The sequence below is a fragment of the Deinococcus humi genome, assembly GCF_014201875.1.
GTDB lineage: Bacteria > Deinococcota > Deinococci > Deinococcales > Deinococcaceae > Deinococcus > Deinococcus humi.
In genome coordinates, this window is sequence record NZ_JACHFL010000010.1 from 1 (window position 1) to 22984 (window position 22984).

Consider the following 22984-nt stretch of genomic DNA (forward strand, 5'->3'; position numbering starts at 1 on the left):
TAAAGTGCGTCTGAAAACCGTCAGGGTGGGAATTTGGCCAGGCGGCGAACCATCAGACGGATCATCACTTCGTACACGAGGTTCTCTGCGGTTTCGACCAGTGCTTCGTAATCCTTGGCCAGGCGTCTGGACTTGCCCAGCCAAGCGAAGGTTCGCTCCACCACCCAGCGGCGCTTCAACACCACAAAGCCCTTGGGCACCTCCACGTGTCGTGGAGGTGCGTCTTTCGGTGCCCAGGTCCCTTGCCAGCCTGACCAAGGATGCTTGACGATCTCCAGCGTCCAGCCCAGATGGGTCTTGATGTCGCTCGCCAATTTTCCGGTGTATCCCGCGTCGGCCCACACGTGCTGCATGCGAGGAAACACATTCGGCAGGTCCCGCAGGAGCAGGACCGCACCCGTGCGGTCCTGGATGTCCGCCTCGTGCACCTTGATCGCCATCACCAGACCCAACGTGTCGACGAGGAGGTGACGTTTCCGGCCACTCAATTTTTTCCCACCGTCGTAGCCGCGAGGTCCACCAGCTTCAGTGGTCTTGACCGATTGACTGTCAATGGTCGCGGCGCGACCCTCACGCTGACGGACCAACTCCCGAAGGGTGGTGTGCAGTGCCTCCCAGACGCCCTGAAGTCGCCACAGTCGGTGGTAGTGGTAGACCGTCTGCCATGGGGGTAAGTCGTGTGGCATGGCCCGCCAAGCTATACCGCCGCGCAGGACGTAAAAGATCCCGTCCAGGATCTCTCGCAGCGACCACTTCCGGGGGCGGCCGACGGCGGCCTCTTGAGGAAGAAAGGGAAGAAGAATGTTCCATTCGGCGTCTTTCAGATCGTTTGGGTACGCAGGCCGGGTCATGAGCGCACCACCTCCGGCCCCACCGTGCACGCTTTATGGCTCAGGGAAAACCTGCGCCAGCACGTTTTTCAGACGCACTTTATGGCGTCGCTCCTTGGAAGGTAGGCGAGAGCGACGCCGCCTTACGCCTGCGCCCGGTGCGCTGGTAAAGGCAACTCTCGCGTTCAGTCGCCGTTTATGACGGGCGGTTTCAATGCGTTTTGCCTGGGCTGTCGCGGTACGTCACCCCATACAGGACCGTGCTGAACACCTGCCTTCCGTATTCGCACTGGCACCTGTAGCAAAACAAAATCACCTGGGCGCGTGCGTCTGTCCATTCCTGCCGCTGGCATTGCCCCGCGCAAAGCCGTGTTTCTGTTGCCGCCCATGTGCGCTCCCTGGGGAAAGGGGAGAAGGGGTGCCTCTCCCTTCTCCATTGCTAGAACTTCACGAGATCCGGCAGCCATCCGGCTTGCTTAAGCGCGGACGCTTTTTCCAGAATCAGCCCCACGATCTCTTTCTTGCTGGCCTTGGTGAGTCCAACTGGACGGAACGCTTCGGGCATGGTCTCGATCAGTTTCAAGAGTGCGTCGGTGGTGTGGCCCTCCAGATACGAAGTGCTGAGGGTGAAGCACTCCTGCACATCATTAGTCACGTCCAGCCGCTCGGCCAATGCCTTCACGCGGCGCGGCGCGGGATTCAAGCTGTTGTCCCAGTCGCCCACCTGCTGATGCGTCAGGTAAGCAAACAGTTTCAACAGGTCCTCGGTTTGGACTGCCGGCGCGGTCAAGGCTTCCTGCACGTCAAATCCAAAATTCCGGGAGGTCAGCCGTCCGCTCTCCTCCAGGGCAAACACCGTGGCGAAGGTAGAGGCCAGCTCTGCCGCCAGGGCGCGGCCTTCCTCGGTCAGCGGCACCTCTTTCACACCCCGCAGGTGGATTTCCATTGCCCCGCCGCCGTTGCGGGAGATGGTGACCTTGGCCAGTGATTCGCAGGCCAGGGCGAGGCACATTCTGGGGTCCGTTGCCAGATGGCCTTGAATCGCCCGGGTGCGCGCCCTGTGGGCCATGATGTGCGCGGCCTCCCTGATCTTCGGGCTGGTGTTGGCGGCAGGGTAAGCCGTGACCGCGCCGCTCCCGGCTTCGCCCGTTACCTCAGCCTCGGCCCTGGCTTTCTCGACCTGCCCACGCTTGAACGCCTGAGCGTCGGCGTGGCGCACATACAAAGCGCTTTGGCCGATCTTTCCGGTGGCCGTGCTGCAAATCAGGGCCAGATTCGGGGTCATGCCCTGTGGCAGCGTCACCCATTCATGGGTGGGGAGATTTGCATACGCGCTCTCCACAGGCACAATTTCCACCTTGTCCCACTTGCCGCTCCCCTCCTCCTGGGCCTTGATGAGTTCCAGCGCCTCAAGCTGTCGGTTCAGGGCCGTCTTGTGGTCCGCGAACTTGGCCGGAAAGTCGCCCAGCATCCCCAGCCCACCCTCGTCAATCCTGAGACCGCTGGCCTCCACATCGAACAAAGCATGCTCCACGAGAAACGCCCCGGCCTTCACGAGATTCTTGAGGGTAGAGATACTGTTGCCGTTGCGGGCGTGTTCGGTGAGGGATTTCTTCATGGCTCCGCTGGCCGCCGCGATCACCCTGGCGTGTTCCAGTGTGATGGCACCCTCGTCCAGCAGTTTGCGGCCCTCGCGCCCCAGACCTGCGGCCAATTGAGCGCGGCTTTTGACGGTGTTGGGGTGCTTGCCGTACTTGGTCGCCACATAATCCGCTGTGCGGCCCGCTGCCATCAGCGCCAGAAAAGCGTCGGCCTCCTCCATGGGCGTCATGTCCTGGCGCTGGCTGTTTTCCAGTGTGGCCACCTCGATCAGCTCCGCATCGGTCATCTCCTCGATCCGGAAGGGGAGGGGGTAGCTGTCCGGCACCTGATAGAACGCCTCGCCCATGATCGGGCGCCCGTTGGCATCCTCGCCAGTCTGCACCTGCACGGTCAAGCCCTGGACCAGCAATTCGACGGCCCGCTGACGGCGTTCGCCTGCGGCCAGCTCGATCATGCCGCTTTCTTTGGCGCTGGGCCTGCCGATCAGGTTTTGCTCAATGCCCGTGCGGATGACGTTCCCAGCGTCGTCAAACTTGGTCCGCTGAAAGATGCTGGCGGCAAGTTCCACGAGTTTGTCGTGGTCAAACCGCTTGCGGGGGTTCAGGCTGCTACGGCAGGTGCGGCTGTAAGGGATATTCACCACATCGGCGGTGGGGTCTGGGGTCACGAGGCGAAGTGGGGCGGGGCCAGTCATCTGTTCTGCTGTGGTCATATGGAACGCTCCTTTCCTCTGTCTAAGGTATTGACAATATAGTATATTCATTACTTACTGTCAAGACTTCAAGGAGAAAGTCAGGCCCCTCTCTTGCCGCCCCTATCGGCTTTTCCCCCGTCCCGCGCCCGCCCGACACGTCGTCCCCTCGGGGCGTCGTGTGCCGCCCCCAGCGGCGTGACAGAGTTCGCGTTCGCCGTAGTGTCGCCCGCCTCTCTGGGATCCCCCTTCACCCCTGCCCTTTGCTCTGGCTGCTGTCAAGCTGGGCCGCTTGAAGCGGCCCACAGCCGCAACCCGGCCTCCCTCTGCCGGGTTTGACAGCTTCCTGCGCGCTGCCCTCATCCTTTGGCCGCAGGCCAGCCGGAAAAATGTATGAGGCCGTTGCCAACATTTTCCGGCTGGCCGATGAGGTCCTTTTGGGCTGTTGATCTGTTGATCTCTTCAAAAAAGACGTGCGGTCAAAGGTCGCCGTATATTTTTATATTTCTATACTTCTGTGTTTTCAGGGTGCTGTGTTCGAGCCCAACTCAGACGGCGGAACGGGTGCTGCGCGGCCCCTGGGCCGCTCCGTGACACACAGTAAGTGCGTGGCGGTCAGAGTAGGTGTGCGGTTTGTACTCCCTGAGGCTGTGGCAAACCACATCAGGTCGTCGGGAGCTGTTAGAGACGCTGGACATTGCATGCTTGCACCGTACGTGATTTAGTTTTTGGGCATATCCTCCTCATTAAATACGCCTACATCGTAAAATGATAATATGGTAAGGACGTCAATTACTTTCCACGGCTGTAGGAGAGGGAGACCGTCCCCCTGAGGTTCACTTCGGCCACAGGCGGTTGACCACCCGGGACCTTCAACGATCCCTTGAAAACGACAGTTACCCTTGCTGCCGTGGTTCGACTGAAGTTCATCTGGCGGATGTGATCGACAAGGTTGAGGGAGCGAATGTAATACGTTGCAAGCAGAGCGGCCAACTGGAGTGCCTGACCAAGTTCACCTGCCTGCCGGAGGGCGTACGGCAGGACACCGCCCCGCACTTCATTTGGCAGCTCAGGAAAGTAGGCCGCGAATGAAACAGGTTCAGGCGCTTCTCCAAGCAGAAGTTGGCGAAGCTGACGCTCTGCAACGATCTCAGGCGCTTGCCCCATGAAGTTGATCCTCATATCGGTGCCATGGGCCTGCACCGGGACGAGTCTCAGGGTCATTGTCGATACTCGTCCCGTCGTGGTCTCGCTGAGCAGGGATACCTGCACATCCAGGGCATCCAGGCGGTCAACGAAGCGAACCTTTCGATACCCGAAGTGGGGAGGGGCAAGGGTCCGGAGGGCGGCGCGGTCTTCCGGCCCGCGAACGTTCAGTTCGAGTTCTAGACTCTCATCCTGCGCGCGGGTCACCCGCCTTGCCTGATATAGGCGGTCGCCCAGGAGCACCACGTGTCCCGCAAGTCCACGCGACGCCCCTGACGTCCCCGGCTTGCGGGCGCTCTCCGTCTTGACGCGGACCGGAGTGGGACGTTTCAGCTTTTGCAGGGTCGCGTTGACGATGCGCTGGACTCCGTTCGAACGCGTCAAAAAACCCGTGGTCGATCGGACACCCGGCACCTCCGTATCGTCCAGTCTCACGGGCAGGATGTACGCCTGGTGATCCAGAAACGCCCGCGCTTGGGCGCTCTCCCGTTCGAGCCTGGTCCAGGCCTTCTTGACATAGTTCCTGGAGAGAAACATGATGCAGAACCGGGCCTGGTTGCGGTAGATGTCGTCCAGATACTCGTAGAGATTGCTGCCCCACAACTCGCTCTCAATATCCGCATCACGGTCGTAAAAGGTCTTGACCCCTGCTGCCGTGAGCGCCTCATAGACCTGGTGGACGAACTTGCGATCCTCGCCCGCAAACGAGAGACAGACGTCGAAGGGATATGCCTTGTTGCTCTCGCGAGACTTCGCTTTGACCGCAGGGAGCCTGGCACTGATCCGTTTCGCTGCAGCCGGTTTCGCCGCTAGGAACCCGTCAATCACTTCCTGCCGGGCACGCAACTGCGTCCTGACGTCGGTGAGTGTGCCGTAGCTCATTCGGCCCAGCGCCTCAAACGCCTTCGCGCTGGTCTGTCCCCCAGGGGTACCTTTCAGCAACCGTAAGGCTTCCCGGTTCCACCGCTGGATCTCTGACTTCAGCTTGAGGGCTGCGGCAGAGGCGTCAAACTGCTCGGGCTTCCTCTTGCGGAGGAGGGGTTGCAGCGCGGCGCGGTGGGCATCCAGCTTTTTGCGCGTCATATGATCTCCCGGGCCACGGCCACCACCACCAGCACGAGGGGGACGTAAAAGACCAGCATGGCGGGGCGGAACGCACTGACGGCCCACGTCTCTGCGGTCAGGGCGTCCAGCTGGAAGTCAAAGGCATCCTGCTGCCCCTGCCGGGTCAGGTTGAAGATCCGCCGGTATTGATGTTCCCGAGCGAGCAGGTAGGCGTCCAGTGCCCAGAAGATGACCGTCGGCACGAGGGCCAGTGTCGCCAGCCGCTCCTGCCCCGTCGCCCCGCTGAAAGTCAGCAGGGCTGTCACCAGCGTCACTGCCCACCCCTTAAGCAGGAACCCGTTGGTAGACAGGCGTCCAATGATGCCCTGGAGGAGTTCGAGCGACTTGCGCTGATCTTCGGTCAGCAGGGGGAAGGTCACCGGATCATCATAGGGCCCGCTCCTCCTGAGCAAGCAGCGTTTTGACCACCGCGTGCAGGATGCCCTGCACCATCTCGTCGCTCAGATTCTGTCCAGACTGCACGTAGATCAGGCTACGGCTGAACAATGCGTCCGCGAGCCGGAGCACCTCGGGGGCGGGCGTGGTGGGATCTGCGAGGCGTTCCATCGTTTCTCGGGCATTCACTGCGTACCGCCGTAATACTTGTGGATGTACTGCACGAGGTTCCACATTTCCTGAAGGGAAGTGCCACTGTACGCCCAGGAGAAGGTGGTGATGTCCTCCATGTTGCCTTGCTTGCGGTAGCCCGCCCGGTGCTGGAATTCCTGAAGGCTGATGCCCCAGGCGTCATGCGCCTCGATCAGGGTTCGCAGTTCCTCCAGAGAGTGAAGACTCCGGATGCTCGTCGTCCTGCTCCAATTCATGGCTGATCTTACCCAGCCCAGGAAAGCCAGCGCAGGGCATGGCCTGCATGCTGATATCTGGCCTCGCCGCCGCCTCCTTGCTTCTACACTTTGACCATGATGCGTTCCACTTCGGCGGTCGCGCTCCTTGCACTCTGCTCCAGCGCCCTCACGGCTCCTGTCCTGGGTCAGCGGATTGATCTGTCGCGGCGCGCGGTCACCGCGCTGAAGGCCACCGGCCTCTGTCAGGAACTCTCGTGCAAGGACGCCGTGATCGCCCGGATTGATCCCCGCACCACCTACCTTGGTGTGCTTGACGGGGGCGCGTTTACCTATCTGGTCGATGGGAAGGTAGCCATGATGGGCTGGATGGGCCGCCCGCATGGCGAGAGTCCTCTCACGCCGAGTCCAGCACAATTCAATCGCCTTGCCTCGAGGGGAGCAGGACAGGCTATCCCCCGCAGCTGGCTTAAAGTGACCTGGGACAACTAGGACGGCACCCTCGGCCTGGATCCCATGAACTTGCCCCGCGCCGTGCAGGAGAGCACGGTCTATGGATCGAAGACTGGATCCGGGGCCTGGATGACGCTCTACATGGTTCAGTCGGCGCACGAGGTCAGGTTGCGCGCCTTGATCAACCGTGTAGAGCCGGCCAACGCTCAGGCGGTGGCGGCACGGTTTATTCAGGCCATGAAGGGGCCTTTGAGTCCCATCCCGGGGCGCTGCCGGGCTAAGGAGACGCCGCTGATGGCCACCGTGCTGCTGGACGACACAACGTACACGCGGTTTAACGCCTACTTCAGGAAGCTGGGCATGCCCGCCACCGGATGCTGCGGCTCACCCCCAACGTGGAGCCTGCCTGGCCTGAGCGGCTCAAGCGTTTACGTCGAAACCCGCAGTTTTGATGTGGGAGCGGAGTTGCCGAACGCCTGTGTCGGTGGGGGATCCATGTAAAGGCCACAGGGCGAACCAATACGACCGCGCTGGTGCACGTCTGGAACAATGGCCTGACCCTCCTGATCAGTTCGTCGGCCTCAGCTCGGGTGAGGCTGGGAGCGAAGGCGAGTGGCGGGGCAGGTGGACCACACCGTTAAGTGAATGAGGATGGCCCGTATGACCCGGAGATGCGCTGCCGACTATTTGCGCGTGGATCTGGGCCCATACGGAAGCTGTACAGTCGTGTGAGACGATTTTATCTGTTGCGCATGTAGAGCATTGGCTGGGACAGAGAAAAACCAAGTTGTCGCCTTTCTCAATCGCCGAGGAAATGAAAGGCAGGGAGCGGGTATCAATGGGCCTACCGGTGGTGAGAGGAGGACATGTGTTCCTCATCACTCCAGACCCGGTAATAGGGGCGGCCTGATGTGGCCTTGCCCGCGGCTGCACCTGCGGCACCACTTGCTACGCCACCAAAAAAGCACAGCACGAAGTAAAAGAGCATTGGCAGAGCAGATGCAACGGTCTTAAGAAGAAATCTCAGAAATACGAAACCGTAAATCGCAGTCAAAACTGTTACTGCTTTGACGACTCGCCAGATGAGTAACAAAATTTGAATTGCATTCTCCCTGGTCATGGGGTCTCCCTCAGTTCCTGTCAAACACGCTTCTCTGGATGAGTTCACCAACTCCAAAGGGATCGACTGCCTCTGCCTGTAAGGAGATCGGCGGATCCATTGGTGCTGGCGCGGGGACCAGGCTGTGCTCTTCAATCCTGGCATTGATGGTCTCAAGCGGTTGAGGCTCCCGGCCTACGCACACATCCTGGATGGCCTGCTGCAAGTCGTACAGGTCATACACGCCGATCTCGCGCACCACCAGGCCCCACTTGAACAAGGCGACGGGATGAAACAGTGGCTCTAACGCCATGTTCTTGATGATCTCGCTGATGCTCTCGCCGTGGGTGGTGGCAATAAAACTGGCCTTGACGCTAAGATCCTTGACGGTCTCAGCTTCCAGCCGGGTTTGCAGCTCGTCAATGGCAACGTAATGGGCAGAGTTGTTGGCGATGGCCTCCAACATCACCTTGTGCTGCTCGGCCTTAATCGGCACAAAGTAGCGGTCTGCCTCGCCGATGCCGGGGTGTGGCGTGCGTCCGTCGCCCGCAACCTCGTTCGACGTGTCCACTACCGTCAGGTTGGCGTCGTACCGCTCGGCAGCAATCCGAATGTAGTCGCGCAGCAGCGTGCTTTTCCCCTTGCCTGCCTTGCCCATAATCAGCATTGAGGGGCCTTCCTCCACGCACTTCCTCAGCAGCTCGGCCACCCCCACGTAAAAGCGGGCCACCCGGATATTGAAGCCGTCCGTCCCCTTCCCGTCGGCGCTGGGAATACGGCTGATGCGGTGGCCGGTGCCATCAATCCCGGCGCGGTTGTCGTCGCGGATGTGGTCAATGCGGCTGCGGAGGTCCGTCAAGTGGTTCTGGCCGATGACCAGTTCAGGGTACTGGTGCCACCGGCCGCCATGCTTGATCTTGAGCGGGCGGCCAAAGCGAAGTTTGACTTCTTCCGAGTCACCGATGACGGCGGCCAGTTCCAGACGAAGATCAGCAGGGAGAATGCGGAGAAGCTTGGCATAGTCCTGCTGAATCCGGCGGTCCACTTCTTCAGGTGTGAAGAGCATGGCTACTTGACCGGGCGCAGCGGCACACTGTTCTCCAGAATTTCTTCCAGCAGCTCGTTGGTGATTCGCTGCTCCTCGCGTTGGGTCAGCTTGAGCCGCATGTTGAGAGAAAAGCCGATGGTGATCAAGAGGATCAACAGCCCCTTGGCGTCGTAGATGGCCAGGGCGAGCGCGGCCAGGTTGAGAAGGGTCAGAAAAGTGTAGTAGGCATTGAACTTGAAATCAAAACGCCTGGCCACCTTTCCAACCATCGTGCGGTCCATCAAATCCTGGTTTGTCATTTCAACACCTGCTTCAGTCTTTCAATGGCCTCGTATTGTGTGACCCGCGGATTCCTGTTCGTGGCATTGCCGAACCAGAGCAGCATGGTGTTAATTTCTTGAGCGCTCATGCGCTCCACGTTCGGATTGGGAACTTTGCCTAGATCTCTTCCCTTCCATCCCTGGTTATCAATAATAATAATTCCATCAATCGCAGGGGTTTGAACTTCATAGATCGGTACATTGATGACCGCGAGAGAGAGAATGGTACTTTTTGCAAGATAGTTATAGTATTGAACTGTAACCAGTTTAATCTTGGTATTCCGCACTCTATCCAGATAAGTTTGGCGAATCCCGTTGGCAAGGCTCAAGTCAAAGATGGTTGGGGCGAAGATCAAAACACGTCCGTTTGAGGATGCCTCCAGTGCTTCCAACATCCTTGCATACTCCCCATTCTGGGCAGAGGCTGCCGAACTGCACAGCCCAGCAAGAATAAAAAGGTGCTTTTTCATGGAATCAGCCGCCGCCCTTGCTGACAGCTCCGGCATAGGAAGCGATCCCACCAAGAATTGTTGTCAGGAAGTTGACCGCCGCGCCCATGAAAATCATGGCAGCAAGAAAGTAGATCACCGAAAGCACAACCTGCATGATGGCCCCTCCAACGGCATCGAGAATTTGAGCACCGATACCAACAAAACCATCAATGTAGCCGGACATTTTACTGGCGACAAAATCATAAGCCTTGCCAATGATGTTGGCCGACTGCTCATCGGTACAATCCACTGTTTCGCCGTTTGTCGTTGAAGCAGCCCTGGCCTTACAGGCCGACATCTGCCGACTGGTTTCATCGTAGAATTCAGTTTCTACGAGACCAGCCCCAGTGCGGTTAAGAGAAGCGACAATTCCATTCTGAGCAATAAATTCTCGCGTAGCCTCGGCGGGCTTGATAAAAGCCCGGTCAATGGCGCTGTAGGCCAGCAAGGGAATCATGGCCGTCACGATCATGGCTCCCAGCGTGCTGCTGATACAGGCCCAGATTGCGTTGGTCTGACCCCACATGGTGAACCCAATGGCCAGGGGTAAGACGTAACCCACGGCGAGAACGATAAAGCCGGCAATCGCAATAATGCTGGCGTACATGATGGTAAATCCAGACAGGGCAATGGCCCCGGCTCCGATGCGGGAACCGGCTTTGGCAAGAACATCTCCGCCCGCTTTGAGTGCAACGCCAGTCCCAAGAGCTTTGGCACCATAAGCCGCCGCTGTCGTCCCCATAGACGTGACCGTACTGACCGTGGCAATCATGTTTGACATCTCAGTTCCCGCAGCCTCAATCTTGGCATTGAGGTCTTTGGTAAACATGCTATTTGAAGCTGAGTAAGTGGAATTCCACGTGGTAATAATGGTTTGATGCACACCTGGCACAAGCGTGAGCATGATCGATACGCCTACGCCCTGCACAACCGTTGATCTCATTTCTCTGTGGTTGTTGCGCCCAAGAGACTTGTAGAGCTGGAAGAAGAAACCCGCAACGGCAATTGCAACGGCAAGTTTTTGAATGGATCGACCGATACCCGATTTCTTCAAATTGGTATTGAGATCGTTGACCATCTCAAGAGGATTTCCGATAAAAACTTTCTGATAGGTATCAAATGTATCTGCGCCTGCCACACCGATCAGAGTAAGGAGAAGAAGTGGTACGATAAACCGCGATACTCTCACCATTTCCCCACAGGATCCAGTTTAATCTCAGCGCCAATAATGGAAGACATGTTGCTGTAAGCAGCTTTGATTTCGCGCTGGTACTCAGCGGCTTCCGCATTGTTCTCGGCCACCATCTCTTCGACTTCCGCCTTAAATTTTTCCTCGTTTCGAATGATCTCCTGCTCGCGGTTCTGGCTCTCCAGCATCAACTGGGTGTTCGTCATCACCTGCTGCTGCGCGACTTCGGACAACTGATTCAGGAGCGCAACGGACATGGTGGCCTCCTGTTTCATGGCTTCACCTGTGATCTGCACCAGCACTTCGCTGACCTCGCGGGCGCTGATGGCTGAGGCCGCGTCTTCGGTGTACTTGTCCACCAGACCTTTTTTCAGGGGCGTGCCGATCACGTTCGTCGCCGCGTTCATGGCCTGGGCCGTGTTGGCCTCCAGAGCGTCCGTGGTCTGCTTCTGGATCTTCTGCGCCTTGTAAGCGTTCTGAACCCCACGGGCCGCGTTCATGGCGTCACTGGCCCGCGCCACGCCGTTTGCCAGGGCCAGGGAGGGGTTACTGGCAATGGCCTGCTCCGCGACTGAACCGACACTGCCCTCAGCGTAATTCGCGTTCAGGGACTTGCCTTTGCCAAGGCTCTTGATCGTTGCGCCGTAGAGGGCTTGCCTGAACTCTCCGTAACTGGTTTCCATTCCCTCGTTCAGCCGCTTGAGAACGTCATTCAGGCCGCCGAGATTGCCCATGTTCTCACCCGCGTAGTTGGCGAGCTGGCCCATGTATTTTCCAGCCACAGCTCTGGCGAAGCCTTCCCAGTCACCATTCAAGAGGTTGTTGTTGATGAAGCCGTGGATGCTCTGCAACTGGCACAGCCACTGCATCTTTTCTCCAAACCTTCCTGTGTCGATGACGCCGACACCTTTGACGTTGCCATTGGCCGTCACACACGCCTGCTGCAAGACGCCTCCCAGATGGTCCCAGCCGTTGGCGGCGCTGGCCACGCTGCTGAGCATGCCCACGGTGACTGCGGTCAGGATCGCCCCATGTCTCACAGGTAGCCTCCAAACTTGTCCAGCACGAGGTTTTTGACACCTTTCAGGACGTCGCCCCCTGCGCGCTCGATGTAAGGACCCTTCTGTGCAACCTCGTCATTGCCGCTGTTGAACATCCACAAGGCCAGCTTGCTTTCCTGCACCTGGATCACGTCGCCCACACGGGTTCCGGCCCCACCGGCCTCCCCGCTGGCCTGCACGAGGAGGGCGAACTCGCTGTACTGGCCCACGACGTTGTTCAGGGTGGGCAGGGTCTCCTCCATGACTTCGGGCAGGCTCAGCACCCGCACCACGTCCCTGGCCACGTCCTTGCTGTAGCGCCCGATAAACAGGTGCGAGAAACTGTCGCGCAAGTCGCCGAAATGGGCCGAGGCCGCCACAGACTGCGTGCCCATTCCAAAGGACACCCCGAAGGAACGGAACACCCGGAGCATCCGTTTCACGGCGTCCAGTTCTTGGTCGGTCTGCACCTGGTTCTCGAACTCGTCCATGAACACGAATTTCTTGATGCCGCGCTCGTACTTCCTGGCGACAGACCAGATGGTGTTCTTGATGATGTGGTTGGCCACCCGCTTCATCAGATCATCGTCTTCTGGAATGCCGTAGATGGAGAAGTACAATCGGCGGGCGTTCAGGGTCACGTTGCTCTGGCAGTCCACGAACGGCGCAACCGGGCTGGAGCCGAGGGCTTTTCGCAGGCGCACGGCGGCGCTGCGCGCGGCGTCTATCACCTGGGGTTCCATGCGGCGGCCATCGTCGGTGTAGTTCTCGATGATGGTCAGCATCCGGTACAGGTCCGACATTTGCGGCGTGCGGTCCTCCTGGGCGAACTGCACATAAATGGCCATGATGCCTTCCATGATCGCCACGTCCTCATAGCCCTTCTCGCGCAGGTCGTTCACGGGCGGTTCGACGAAGATGCGCACAAAGGACATCAAGGAGGCCAGCTTGTCGCCGTCTGGAAGGGCGGCTCCGTCCTCCAGATCAAAGACGTTCAGGCGGGTCTCTGATCCATACCCAAAATGGATGATCTGCGCGTCCTGAATGGATTTGAAGAAAGACTCGAAGTCCTGCTTGGCGTCGGTCACGAGCAACACGGCGTCCGGGTACCTGGCCAGTTCGGCGTTGTAGAGCGACTGCACCAGCACGGTCTTCCCGCTCCCGGTGGGGGCAAAGACGCAAAAGTGCGCCGTGATGGTGCTTTTGGTAAACAGATCGAAGCGGATCAGGGACTTGTCGCGGTTCTGGAAGGTGATCGCGCCCTCGTCAAACCCCTTCCAGGGGGAAACCGGGGGGAAAATGTCGACCACGTTGCTGGTGTACGGGCTGAACTGGAAGCCGCTGAAGCCCCCGGCAAACGGCGCAAGGGAGAAATACTGGGCCTCGGCCTGGAAGCCGTAGGTGATCGGCAGGCCCGCGCGGAGGCGTGACATGTTGCCTCTGGCCCTGCGCTTCATGGTGTCCAGTTCGTCTTTCGTTCCGGCGATCAGCACCACGGAGACCGCCGCCCTGAAGCGGGATTCCAGCCCTTCGAGCCGCTGGGCCATTTCAATCTGTTCCAGCAGATTGACGGCCTTGCCGTTGGGGATGACCCCAGGAGACCGCACCCGCGTCCAGAGGTCGTTCTTTTTCTTCTCAAGCTCGTTGGACACGTCGTAATCACTCTCACGCTGGGCCTGCACCACGACGTAATACGTGCCGTGCAGGTCTTCAGTGATGCTCCGCAGGTAACCCGTCTCGGTGTATTCCGGCAGGCGGCTGACGCTCAGCACGTCCACGTAGCGGTCTCCAGCGGCGTAGTACCCGGCGTCCAGATTGCTCCCCACGCTGGCCGTGAGCTGGCGCATCAGGGTCTGCTGGTCCGGCAGGCCCCGGCGGCTACTGCTGATCGAGCGCTCCTCCTGGGGAACGAATGCGGGCGCGCTGGGCCAGCCAGGGTTGAGGTACAGGAAGCACTCGTCGAACACGTCTTGCTGCGTCATCGCCGTGGCCCGGAAGCCGCTGGCATTCATCTGGGCCACTGTCCCAGCCTGGAGCGCGAGTGCACCCTTTACGGCGTCTTCGATCTCTCTGGCGCTGGGGGCGGTGTCTGCCGTGAAGCGGTCCTCTCTGGAAGGCGTGACCGTCACCGTGGCAAAAAAGCGCCAGTGGGACACCTCCCCTTTGCTGATCTTGCTTTCAAGCAGCGCGGCGCGGGCGTGGGTCAGCTCCCGGATCACCGGGTCCGAGCAGGCGTCGGCGTACCGGCGGGTATCCGCCACGGCGTCTTCGTGTGCGCCGCGCAGGCTGGTGTAGGTCGTCATGGTCTCGCCGTCAGGAATGGCCAGGTCAAACACCGCCTTGAGGCGGGCGCTGCGGCGCAACAAACTGTCCGGGGTGAAGTGGATGTGCGTGGGCGGCTCAAAATAAAAGCCGTACATCAGCCGTCCATCGGTCAGGACCAGCACGTCCCTGTAAAGATCCCAGTACGGCAACACCCTCCCGAAAGAGGATTTGCCTTCACGGAGATTGTTCTTTTGTCTTCGCTTTCCGAACACGGCGGGTTCTCCTCTCAAGCCTTCTTCTGCTGGCCATCTCCTGCGCCACCTTCTTTTCAATCTGGTCAAGAGAGTGGCCGATGGTCATTTCACGGGTCACGATGAGGGGGACTGTGTGTGTATCAATATCCGGGACGTAGGAGTCAATCCCGTTGAGCCACCAGTTCAGAAAAAATTCAATGAACTTCGGATAAGGGTAGAGTCGCTTTTTGATTGCGAAATTGACAAACCACGTGACTACGGTGCAAACAATGATGAAGAGCAGACGCATCGTTGGATTGGGAATGACCTTATTGGCAATCTGACCGGACAGATAGAAGGCAAGACCAATGGCCACAAAGTCAGAGAGATCAAGAAAGGAAATGAATCCAACTCGCCCATTTGTCATGTAACAATCATGGCGGAGTGGATGATCTGGTTTGGAGTTGGCCTCTCGTCCGGTCATCTCAAGCTCTCCCTAGACCGTGCAGCCTGCGCCGAACAGGGCCGTGGCAATGGTGCCGGCGGCCAGGATGACGATGCCCCCGATGACGCCGTTTTTGAGACTCTGAAAAGCGTTGGTCTCACCCATGAGCTTGTTCCAGCCGAACATCACGACGATGACGGTTCCAGCAGCGCCGAGCAGCGTGGCCGCCGTCAACTGCGTCACGAGGCTGCACACCAGCCTGGTGATGGGCGCGAGGTCCTGGGCCGCGCCCATGGAAACAGCCAGGGCCAGAAAAATGCCCAGGACGGCCACCTGGGTGCGAACGACCAGGAGGGCGGGGGCGCTTCTCCCGGTGGGCAATGTGGGGGCGGACGGTGTGGTTTTGGGCATTCCTGGTCTCCTCCTTGCAATCTACATACTTGTATAATTACATTTAAACTTTAGCATGGATTATCTTTATGATAATGTATTTTCATGGTAGCAAATCCACTGGAAGGACCGCCAGTACAGGCCACTGAAACGGCATCTTCCCGTCATTCTCATGAAAATGAGACATGGAACACGGTCCTCAAACAGTTTCAGCCAAGGCTGACCAAGGCAGGTTTTGGACCGGAAGATATTCCAGATCCAGAATCTTCACAATTTCCCAGGTTTCTGGCTGATCTCAGCGCAGAAGATCATGTGTTGGCGGCTGAAGTCTCCAGAAAAATAAGACGTTTTAAGGACCACGGGAACTTGCCACCCGCCAATGCTTCGGCAGGACGGGACCGGAGGCGAAAGGCCAAACGCTCAGCTTTGATGCGGCGGGAAGGGCAGAGCTTTGTCTACGATAAGAAAAAGGCTCCGCTTTACGGCTTAACGGCCCTCCTCCTGGGGATTGCGCCACTGATGTATTTCCTCTCGCGTCCGCTCAGTCAGGCGGCTGGGGTTCAGGGCGGACCAGCGTCACAGACAGCAAAGCAGGCTGACTCAAAGAGGAACGCCACGAGAACGCCAGGTGGTCCAAAAGATTCCGGGATTCAAGCAACTGGCCCGGTTGTCCAAGCTCGTGGTCAGGGCGCTGTGGCCGGGGCTGGCAGTGAGGCCGGGAAGGGTGAAGGTGGCCTGGTCAAGCCAAAGGGCAAAGACAACCTGACGGCCTTTGCGGGTGAGCGGGGTACTGGGGGCGCGGTCACCAAGAAGGACATCGCCATTACGCCGCCAGTCGTTCCCTCTCCTCCAGTGTCCAGCTCGCCCCCGCCTCCCAACAACCTTCCTGCGAATGACGTGTACCGTCCCGTCGCCGCGAGTCCCGCGCAAAGTTTTGGGAACACCATCCCCGCCCGGCCGGCGGCCCCACAGCCTGCCGCACTCCGCTCTGAACCGACTCCAGCACCTTCCTCCGTGCCAGAGGACCCCACGCCCGTTGCTCCGGCTCCTGTCGCCACTGAGACAAGTCCGCTTCCATCTGCTGCGGAAGTCGCGCCTCAGCCTGTGGCGCAGGCCGTACCGCGTGCTGCTGCGCCCCTTCCTGCCGCCAATCTGGAGACGTCGTTCGGTGCAGACATCAATCCGTCTGCCCCGTCGGGGAACGCCGCGCCGGTGGCCTATGCTCCTCCCGCACGCCGGGTGTCCAGCGGGCTGATTTACGAGCGTGAGCGTCCAGAGCCTCCCCAGACGTCACCCGAAGCAGTGACCAGTGCGGCGGCTTCAGCACAAAGCGCAGCTCCAATCACAGGCGAGGGACTGACCTTCGGAGGGATGGGAACGTCAGCACCAAGAGGCGGGGACATCACCGCGCGGAACACCGTCCCGGCTGAAACGCCCTTCGGTGGGACGGCCACCAATGCGGCCTCCAAACTGGGTGCACTGGGCCCGTACAGGAATCTCCAGCAGGTGCCGGTGCGGCTGGTGACGGCGGTGTACGCACTGACCGGCGGCTCAGTCCCGGTGGTGGTGGTCACCGCAGAAGGCGGCTCTTTCGTCGGTGTTGGTACGATCAACGGTCAACTGGCCCGCGTGGACATGACCTTCCGGCGCTACATTGACGCAGGGGGTCAGGTGTTCGAGATCGATGCCCTGGCGTACTCGGTGGAAGGCCAGAATTTGACCCAGGGTGTCCCGGCCCGCATTGAGCCGATTGCCCCCACGCTGGCCCTCGACGCGGCCCAGAATGGTGCCAACGCCCTGCAAGGCGCTGTCCAGTCGGCCCTCAGCGCAAATGCCGGAAGCGGCCCTAAGATTGCCATTGGCGACGGGGCGGCGATTGCTTCAAATGCCCTGCCCCCGCTGTGGCAAATCCTGGCAGGCGGTGTGGGTGAAACCTTCGCCCTTCCCAAGGCCACCCAGTCCATTTCGCGCGCCGCCAAGGTGGACAGCAACACCCAACTCACGCTGATGATCGGCATTGGAGCGGGGCAGTAAATGGTGATTCCGGCTGAATATGGTCCGCTGACCGTGGGCTTGTGGCTGGCTGTGGCTGCCGCGCTGGGCATGTGTGCGCTGGGCCACATGCTGCGTCGCCAGACCGTGCCCATGACACTTCTGGTGGTCACGGTTAGCATGGCGATAGGCGGCATTGCATTCTTTCCTGGCACTTATATGAATCACTCTGTTGTCAATATTTTGAAACTGTTTACAATCTTCATTGTCCTTGATTTGATGATAGTGAGCCTGGTATTGAGATTCAGAAATAGACCAGTTGCAGCGTAAGAGTCAGTATTGAGCAGGAAGGCCATACACCCTATCTGCTGAATTCTTTCACTGCGAGAACAAACGTTGTCATTCAACCTGAAGAAGCCCGGACGTTCCAATCCAGGTCAATCGAACGCACTTGGCAGGTCAGTAGGGTTTGGCGATCTGCCAGTATTGGGTCAGCAGGCCCGTCATGGCCGTGGCGTTCTTCGGGTCGGTGATGATCTGGAAACTGGCCTTGCCAGGAATGATGATCGGCCCGCCCTGCACGACGATCAAACTGTTGGTAAAGTTCGCTGGCATGGTGTAGACGGCTGCGCCCACTGCTTTGAGCGGCTTCATGTTCTGGGCGAATTTGGGGGAGGTCATCACCCGCACCCTGATGGCCCGCTGCTGGGCCAGTTGCAAGATGCCCCGCTGGAACTCGCCGCTGCCAAACGCCACGCCGTACAGGTCCACGTTGCCCTTGAGCAGTCCGAGAACCGCTTTGGTGTCGGTAGTGGTGGTGATGGGGGTCTGCGCCTGGGCGGTGGCAGTGGCCGCCGCCAGCAGCGCAAGAATGGAGAGGGTTTTCATGGGCGCTCCTTAAAACAGGTAATCGATCAGGGGGACGCCACTGACGCGCGGCACTTCGTAGCCTTCCGGGACGCTCTGCCAGGTGAAGTGCGTTTGGAGTCCGGCGTAAGGCAGGCCTGCGGCGAATTCTTTAATCAGCACTGGCGCGGGCAGGGGCACCACAACAGGGGGAATCTGGATGGAGACATTGTTGCCGGTGGCCATGTAAATCATCTGACGCAGGGGCTTGGCCGCCGCCGCTTCAGGCAGGAGCTTGACGGTGGGCCGCGTCCACGCCGAAAACAAGTTGGTGTAGCCGAACCGCTCATAGACGGGCGACGGCTGCGGCGGGAAGGTGCGCTTGAACTCTTCGAGCTTCCACACGCCGGGCGGGTTGGGATTGGCCAGCACGTCGGTCAGGGCGGGCAAGGTATGCACCCGCAGGGGCAACGTGACGGCGTTCCCAGTCAAGCCCTGGGCATAGTAGACCGGGGCGGTGGCCGCGAACACACCGCCCAACCTGGTTCCGGCATCTTTGCCCTTCTGGGCCAGGCCCAGCAAGTCAGGCTTGAGGGTCTGTGTGGGGGCCACCAGCGCCCCAGTGAGCAAGGTGTCCCACAGCAGGGGAGAGAACTTCGCCGTGGGCTTGATGGCTTCCAGAATGTCTTTCTGATAATCGGCCTGATAAAGCTTCTCGGCAGTGAGGGTGGCGGCCTTGATCCGGTTGACGGCCTCGCCATATTGAAAGGCAATCGGCCTGGGCGCAAGTGGATTCAATGTTTCCTGATCGCCTTCGATGCAAAACAACTTTGCTGATCCCAGATAAAAGCAGGTACCAGGAAGATACATCAACGTCAGATCCAGTTTCGCACCAGCGCAGTAATCCGTATTGGGGACGTTCGGAAGGATGGAATAAGAATCCATATTCAATTCATCTTTAATGTCTTGCCTGGGGATTTTTCCAGCCAACTCTTTGGGATACATTGAATCTTCTGTATTGACAATAAATTCTGGTTTAGCTGCCTCCTGATTCTGCCCAAAATCTATTGTGCAGTGGGAGAGATTCATAAAAGGGCTGTTAAGATTGAGCATCGCCCGCCAGTAATAGCGGTCTTCAAAACGCTGCCATGCCTGCCGTATGTCCTTGCCAACACGAAGGGTTTCATCTCTGAAGCTGTATGGCACATTGTACTGGTACTTGCCGCAGCCCGCTTTATCCTTGTCATTCTTGGCTTTCGCAGCGCATGACTTGTACTGCTTAAACTTTTCAACGCTCATGAAAGAGGCGTGCGGAACGGGCCGGCTGCTGGACGTGTCGTAAATATTCTGACGGTCATACTTCGGGGCTTTCTCGGTTGTCGCGGCTGTGGCGTGGCCCATCAGCAGCAATCCCGAGAGGACAAGCGGCCATCTCATTTGAGGATGACTCCCACGTACTTGCGCGCGGTGGCCCTGGTGGTGGCGTCGGCCTCGATGACCACGAACATCAGAACTTTCGGCCCGGCCTGTTCAAGCACCCGCTGGGGCACTTCTACCGTTCCCTTGAATGGAGCGGCAGCCCCGACAGGAAAATAACCTTTGAGAATGCTCAGATCGCTGACGGGCACGTTCTTGACGCGGAGGGAAGTCTGGGCGGTGTCCAGAGTGTAGGTCTTGCCTGCAGCGGCCCCGTTCAGTCCCACGGTGTACCTGAGCGCCTGACTGTTCGGCGTCCTGGCGTTGCCTTCCAGATCCACGGTCAAGGTCAGCGCGCCATTGGTCCCGGCGAATGAGGTTGGCCTGGCCGGGGCAGGTGCTGAGACTGGCCGAGCTGGAACTGGAGGCGGCTTAACCACCAGGGCTGGTGGCTTGACTGTTGGGGCTGGGGGCTTGGCCGTTGGAACAGCTGGCTTGACCACTGGAGTTGGGGGCTTCACGGCCTGCACAGGTGGTTTGGCGGCTGTGGCCGGGGCTGGCCTAGGGGCCGGGTTCTTGATGGTGTAGGAGAGAACTCCGCTTCCCTTGTCGGTGAGGTCCATCAGCACTTTGAGAATCACGGGAGAGGAATTGGGATTCGCCGCAATCTCCCCTGATGCTGATTTCTCTGCCTTCTGTTCCGCAGCCGTCAGCAGACGAAAATTGATCGTGGCTGTGCCGCCAGCCTGAAGCGCGTCAATGTAAACGACTCTTCCATCGTATCGATCAATGCTCGCCAGCACGGCGTCTTGCTTGCTGGTATTGATCCCAATGCTCTGAACCCTGGACGGAAAAACCAGCACGATCTGATAGTTCGTGCTGGCAATCATCTTGACGGCGCTGTTTCCCGTCAGTTGATTGGTTGTGAAAATGGTTTGCAGGCCAGTTTTGACCACCGGCGCATTGCCCGGCACTGCTGGTGCGGCGCTGTTTCTGGTCACATTGCTTGGAGCGGGCGGCTTGCTGGGTGTCACCGCTCTTTGCGCTGTCGCAGGCGTGGAAGTCACCTGCGGGGACAACGCCTGACCATGCCCCAGGGAGAGCGTCAGGGCCAGAGCGGTCCAGGAAGATGACTTTGTCATTCACCCATTTTGACACGAACATAATGAGTAAATCCCAAATTCTCAATCAAATGACTCAAAAAACCGCTTGATCAATGTCATCGTCTTGATCTCTAGTGTCAACGTCTAGAGACGATATTGTCTGTGCTGGGGGTTCGGGTACGGCTGGCAGAGGTGCAGTTGAAACTGTTGAAATGGCGTCTGGCGCAGAATCTTCGCCTGTTCCAGGCTCTTCTGGCGGCGGGTTGATGGGCGCGGTGGCTGGGGACATCGCTGCAGCTCCTGCGCCAGCTTCCGGCACGCCGCCAACCGTGGCGGGGGTCCCAGGTGCAGGGGAAGACTGGGCCTGGGTGTCGGCCTCTGGCTCGGCCTGGGACGCTTTGACTCCTGTCTCTGACCGCCCAGGGGGTCTGGGCGTGGGGTACTGCGGCGCGCTTTCGTGTTCCTTGAACCGCCACGGCTCCAGCCGGTGGGCCAGGATGGGCGGAAAGTCGTTGCACAAAATGATGCTCTTTCCGGCCCCCAACATGGCGAACTCACTCGCGGAGATCAGTTCGCGCTCGGTCATGCGGACGTTGGTGTTCAGCTCCTTGCCGTGTTCCTCTTTGGCCTGGCCCCGGTCCTCCAGCATGTATTTGCCGCAGGACGCCGAGACAAAGGCGGACGTGCCTTCTCGATCGTCGTCTGAGCGGTCCACGGCAGGCAGAAAGACCTTGGTGTGGGCGTTCTCCATGATCACGGTCCGGCCTTCCTTGCCCCAGATGTCGCCGAGCTGGGCCAGCGACTGCACGTAAATGCACAGGGAGATGCCGCGTCCGGCCACGGTGCCCGCGTACTCCGCGAGCAGGTTGGGCGAGGCCCTGAAGGCCTCGTCAAAGACGGTCAGGATTTTCTGACCCTCCTGGCCAGGATCCAGGTCATAGCGGCGCATGATCGAACGGAAGATGGCGTCGATGACCAGGTTGAACAGGGCGAGGTTCAGGGTCAGTTCCGACTCGCGGAACACCAGATACACCGTCGTCGGTCGGTCCACGATATCCGCAGCCATGAAATCGCTGCCACCCGTCATGTGCTTGACGCCTGGGGTGATCAAAAAGCTCGCCGCCGTCCTGAGCCGCTGCCAGGAGTTGTTCAGAAAGCGGTCCCCGTCCGCCTCATCCCAGTCCATCTGGTCCGGGTCCTTCCCCAGAAACGAGTTCAGCCACCGGGTCACCTGCGGGTCATTCAGCGCCTGGAGTCTGAGGGCCGTTCCCTTGAGACCGTGCGGCTGGTAGATCATCGAATCCAGAAACGCGACGGTGGGTGCTCCCGAAACTTTGGCCGCCTTGATGAGTGCCGCGAGCGCCGCGCTCGCGCGCTGGGCGAAGATGGCGTTCGCGCCGTCCTTGTCCGGCTGCATGAACCCGATGGCCGCGCTGAAGATCTGCTCATCGGTCTCCAGCTCTTTGAAAGGATCAAATTGATGGCTGCTCTCCCCACCCGATGGGTTGAGAATGAACACGTCCTGACCCAGCACGTCGCGGCGGTATCCGGCGGTCTGCTCGGCGATCTCGCCCTTGATGTCCACGACGATGGCTGACCCTTCCCAGTTGTACAGGTTGCTGGCAATGCTCAGCCCCTTGCCGCTCCGGCTCGGGCCAACCCACAGGAAATGTCCCAGCTCATTTTTCCCAGCGGTGCCCGGACGGACCACGAGGGGTTTCTTGTAGGCGAACCCCACCAACACGCCGTCGCCTTCAAACACACCTCTGGTCAGCGGCGCAATTTCAGCCTTGTGGGCGAAATGGGCGGTGTGTCTGACCTGGGGCCGACTGTCCTTGAAGAGATAAACAAGCCCGCTTCCCACGAGAAAAAATGCGGCGGCAAGAACGCCCTGGCCCAGCATCGTGAAAAAAACGGTGACCCAGAACACGAGCAGGGCCAGACACCAGCGCACCATGAACAGCTTGTAATTGACGATCACAGCGTGCTGCCGGGGGGAACAGGTGAAGTCTGGCGCGACTCCTCCACCTTGACCGAGTTCACCCGCATGTCCCGGTTCGCCATCACTTCAGGACGCCAGTACAGACCGAACGAGGCGCTGAAGATGCCGAAGACCAGCCCGGAAATCAGGGCGCTCTTGACCACCAGCGGCGCAGTCCAAGACGAAAGCAGTCCATTTCGGCAAGCAGCGGAGTTCAGGCAGGCCGTCCAGAACCGGAGACCGTTCCCATGCCCCACTGCCTCGTGCTGCGCCCTGTACAAGCTCAGATACTGGGCGAGGGCGCGCTCAAAGTCCAGGCGAAAACTCATGATGATCAGGGACAAGAAGACCAACGTGGCCAGAATGCCAAGCCACTTGGTCAGCATGGGTCTCATATCAAGGTAGATCGACTGGAATCTCATTCTGATGGCCTCCAA

24 protein-coding genes are annotated in these 22984 nt (G+C 59.3%); 4 read left to right on the forward strand and 20 right to left on the reverse strand.

The genetic code is table 11. The features are described from left to right. Window positions 1–20 precede the first annotated feature (20 nt). From HNQ08_RS16700 to HNQ08_RS16725, 6 genes are all read right to left on the reverse strand, one after another. Window positions 21–851, reverse strand: a complete 831-nt coding sequence (locus tag HNQ08_RS16700) for an IS5 family transposase (protein WP_184134624.1) — start codon at window positions 849–851, stop codon at window positions 21–23. Window positions 852–1269: 418 nt separating this feature from the next. Continuing rightward, window positions 1270–3144 carry a ParB/RepB/Spo0J family partition protein gene (locus HNQ08_RS16705; RefSeq protein WP_184134627.1) on the reverse strand — a complete coding sequence of 625 codons (1875 nt, stop codon included), beginning with the start codon at window positions 3142–3144 and terminating at the stop codon, window positions 1270–1272. A gap of 771 nt (window positions 3145–3915) precedes the next feature. Further along, on the reverse strand, window positions 3916–5412 hold the full coding sequence (locus HNQ08_RS16710; protein WP_184134629.1) for a toll/interleukin-1 receptor domain-containing protein: 1497 nt from the start codon (window positions 5410–5412) through the stop codon (window positions 3916–3918). After that, entirely contained in the window at window positions 5409–5813 is a 405-nt protein-coding gene (locus HNQ08_RS16715; protein ID WP_184134632.1) for a hypothetical protein, read from the reverse strand. The genes HNQ08_RS16710 and HNQ08_RS16715 overlap by 4 nt, the downstream gene beginning before the upstream one ends. Window positions 5814–5820: 7 nt before the next feature. Further along, on the reverse strand, window positions 5821–6018 hold the full coding sequence (locus tag HNQ08_RS16720) for a hypothetical protein (protein WP_184134634.1): 198 nt from the start codon (window positions 6016–6018) through the stop codon (window positions 5821–5823). Continuing rightward, window positions 6015–6257 (reverse strand): hypothetical protein, encoded by a 243-nt coding sequence (locus HNQ08_RS16725; RefSeq protein ID WP_184134636.1) that lies wholly within the window; start codon window positions 6255–6257, stop codon window positions 6015–6017. The genes HNQ08_RS16720 and HNQ08_RS16725 overlap by 4 nt, the downstream gene beginning before the upstream one ends. 96 nt (window positions 6258–6353) lie before the next feature. On the opposite strand from HNQ08_RS16725, the gene HNQ08_RS16730 reads away from it, so the two are divergent. Together HNQ08_RS16730 and HNQ08_RS16735 are read left to right on the forward strand one after the other, a co-directional pair. After that, the gene (locus HNQ08_RS16730; protein WP_184134638.1) at window positions 6354–6728 is read left to right on the forward strand and encodes a hypothetical protein; all 375 of its coding nucleotides are present in this window, start codon (window positions 6354–6356) and stop codon (window positions 6726–6728) included. Between the two features lie 24 nt (window positions 6729–6752). Next, a complete protein-coding gene (locus HNQ08_RS16735; RefSeq protein WP_184134641.1) occupies window positions 6753–7190 on the forward strand; it encodes a hypothetical protein in 438 nt (145 codons plus the stop codon). Between the two features lie 343 nt (window positions 7191–7533). On the opposite strand, the gene HNQ08_RS16740 is transcribed toward HNQ08_RS16735, so the two are convergent. The 9 genes from HNQ08_RS16740 to HNQ08_RS16780 are packed head-to-tail and all read right to left on the reverse strand — an operon-like array spanning window position 7534 to window position 15230. After that, complete coding sequence (locus tag HNQ08_RS16740) at window positions 7534–7809, reverse strand: hypothetical protein (protein WP_184134644.1); 276 nt, start codon at window positions 7807–7809, stop codon at window positions 7534–7536. Between the two features lie 10 nt (window positions 7810–7819). Then, window positions 7820–8854, reverse strand: coding sequence for a hypothetical protein (locus HNQ08_RS16745; protein WP_184134647.1), 1035 nt, complete (start codon window positions 8852–8854; stop codon window positions 7820–7822). Window positions 8855–8856: 2 nt separating this feature from the next. Further along, window positions 8857–9135, reverse strand: a complete 279-nt coding sequence (locus HNQ08_RS16750; protein ID WP_184134650.1) for a hypothetical protein — start codon at window positions 9133–9135, stop codon at window positions 8857–8859. Then, complete coding sequence (locus HNQ08_RS16755) at window positions 9132–9626, reverse strand: hypothetical protein (RefSeq protein WP_189366235.1); 495 nt, start codon at window positions 9624–9626, stop codon at window positions 9132–9134. Before HNQ08_RS16755 ends, HNQ08_RS16750 begins: the two co-directional genes overlap by 4 nt. 4 nt (window positions 9627–9630) lie before the next feature. Further along, window positions 9631–10785, reverse strand: coding sequence for a hypothetical protein (locus tag HNQ08_RS16760; RefSeq protein ID WP_184134655.1), 1155 nt, complete (start codon window positions 10783–10785; stop codon window positions 9631–9633). A 47-nt stretch (window positions 10786–10832) separates the two neighbouring features. Next, entirely contained in the window at window positions 10833–11876 is a 1044-nt protein-coding gene (locus HNQ08_RS16765) for a hypothetical protein (protein ID WP_184134657.1), read from the reverse strand. Continuing rightward, the gene (locus HNQ08_RS16770) at window positions 11873–14353 is read right to left on the reverse strand and encodes a helicase HerA domain-containing protein (protein WP_184134666.1); all 2481 of its coding nucleotides are present in this window, start codon (window positions 14351–14353) and stop codon (window positions 11873–11875) included. The genes HNQ08_RS16765 and HNQ08_RS16770 overlap by 4 nt, the downstream gene beginning before the upstream one ends. Window positions 14354–14375: 22 nt before the next feature. Next, window positions 14376–14858: a hypothetical protein gene (locus HNQ08_RS16775; RefSeq protein ID WP_184134669.1), complete on the reverse strand. Its 483-nt coding sequence runs from the start codon at window positions 14856–14858 to the stop codon at window positions 14376–14378. Window positions 14859–14870: 12 nt separating this feature from the next. Further along, a complete protein-coding gene (locus HNQ08_RS16780) occupies window positions 14871–15230 on the reverse strand; it encodes a hypothetical protein (protein WP_184134671.1) in 360 nt (119 codons plus the stop codon). Between the two features lie 672 nt (window positions 15231–15902). On the opposite strand from HNQ08_RS16780, the gene HNQ08_RS16785 reads away from it, so the two are divergent. Both HNQ08_RS16785 and HNQ08_RS16790 read left to right on the forward strand, forming a co-directional pair. After that, window positions 15903–17243 (forward strand): hypothetical protein, encoded by a 1341-nt coding sequence (locus tag HNQ08_RS16785; RefSeq protein ID WP_184134673.1) that lies wholly within the window; start codon window positions 15903–15905, stop codon window positions 17241–17243. Continuing rightward, entirely contained in the window at window positions 17244–17531 is a 288-nt protein-coding gene (locus HNQ08_RS16790; protein WP_184134676.1) for a hypothetical protein, read from the forward strand. It begins immediately after the preceding gene. Between the two features lie 129 nt (window positions 17532–17660). On the opposite strand, the gene HNQ08_RS16795 is transcribed toward HNQ08_RS16790, so the two are convergent. The 5 genes from HNQ08_RS16795 to HNQ08_RS16815 are packed head-to-tail and all read right to left on the reverse strand — an operon-like array spanning window position 17661 to window position 22933. After that, window positions 17661–18089 carry a hypothetical protein gene (locus HNQ08_RS16795; protein WP_184134680.1) on the reverse strand — a complete coding sequence of 143 codons (429 nt, stop codon included), beginning with the start codon at window positions 18087–18089 and terminating at the stop codon, window positions 17661–17663. Between the two features lie 9 nt (window positions 18090–18098). After that, window positions 18099–19457: a hypothetical protein gene (locus HNQ08_RS16800; RefSeq protein WP_184134683.1), complete on the reverse strand. Its 1359-nt coding sequence runs from the start codon at window positions 19455–19457 to the stop codon at window positions 18099–18101. A 23-nt stretch (window positions 19458–19480) separates the two neighbouring features. Beyond that, on the reverse strand, window positions 19481–20605 hold the full coding sequence (locus HNQ08_RS16805; protein WP_184134686.1) for a hypothetical protein: 1125 nt from the start codon (window positions 20603–20605) through the stop codon (window positions 19481–19483). Between the two features lie 55 nt (window positions 20606–20660). Further along, on the reverse strand, window positions 20661–22547 hold the full coding sequence (locus tag HNQ08_RS16810) for a type IV secretory system conjugative DNA transfer family protein (RefSeq protein ID WP_184134688.1): 1887 nt from the start codon (window positions 22545–22547) through the stop codon (window positions 20661–20663). After that, window positions 22544–22933: a hypothetical protein gene (locus tag HNQ08_RS16815; RefSeq protein ID WP_184134690.1), complete on the reverse strand. Its 390-nt coding sequence runs from the start codon at window positions 22931–22933 to the stop codon at window positions 22544–22546. Before HNQ08_RS16815 ends, HNQ08_RS16810 begins: the two co-directional genes overlap by 4 nt. Window positions 22934–22984 lie beyond the last annotated feature (51 nt).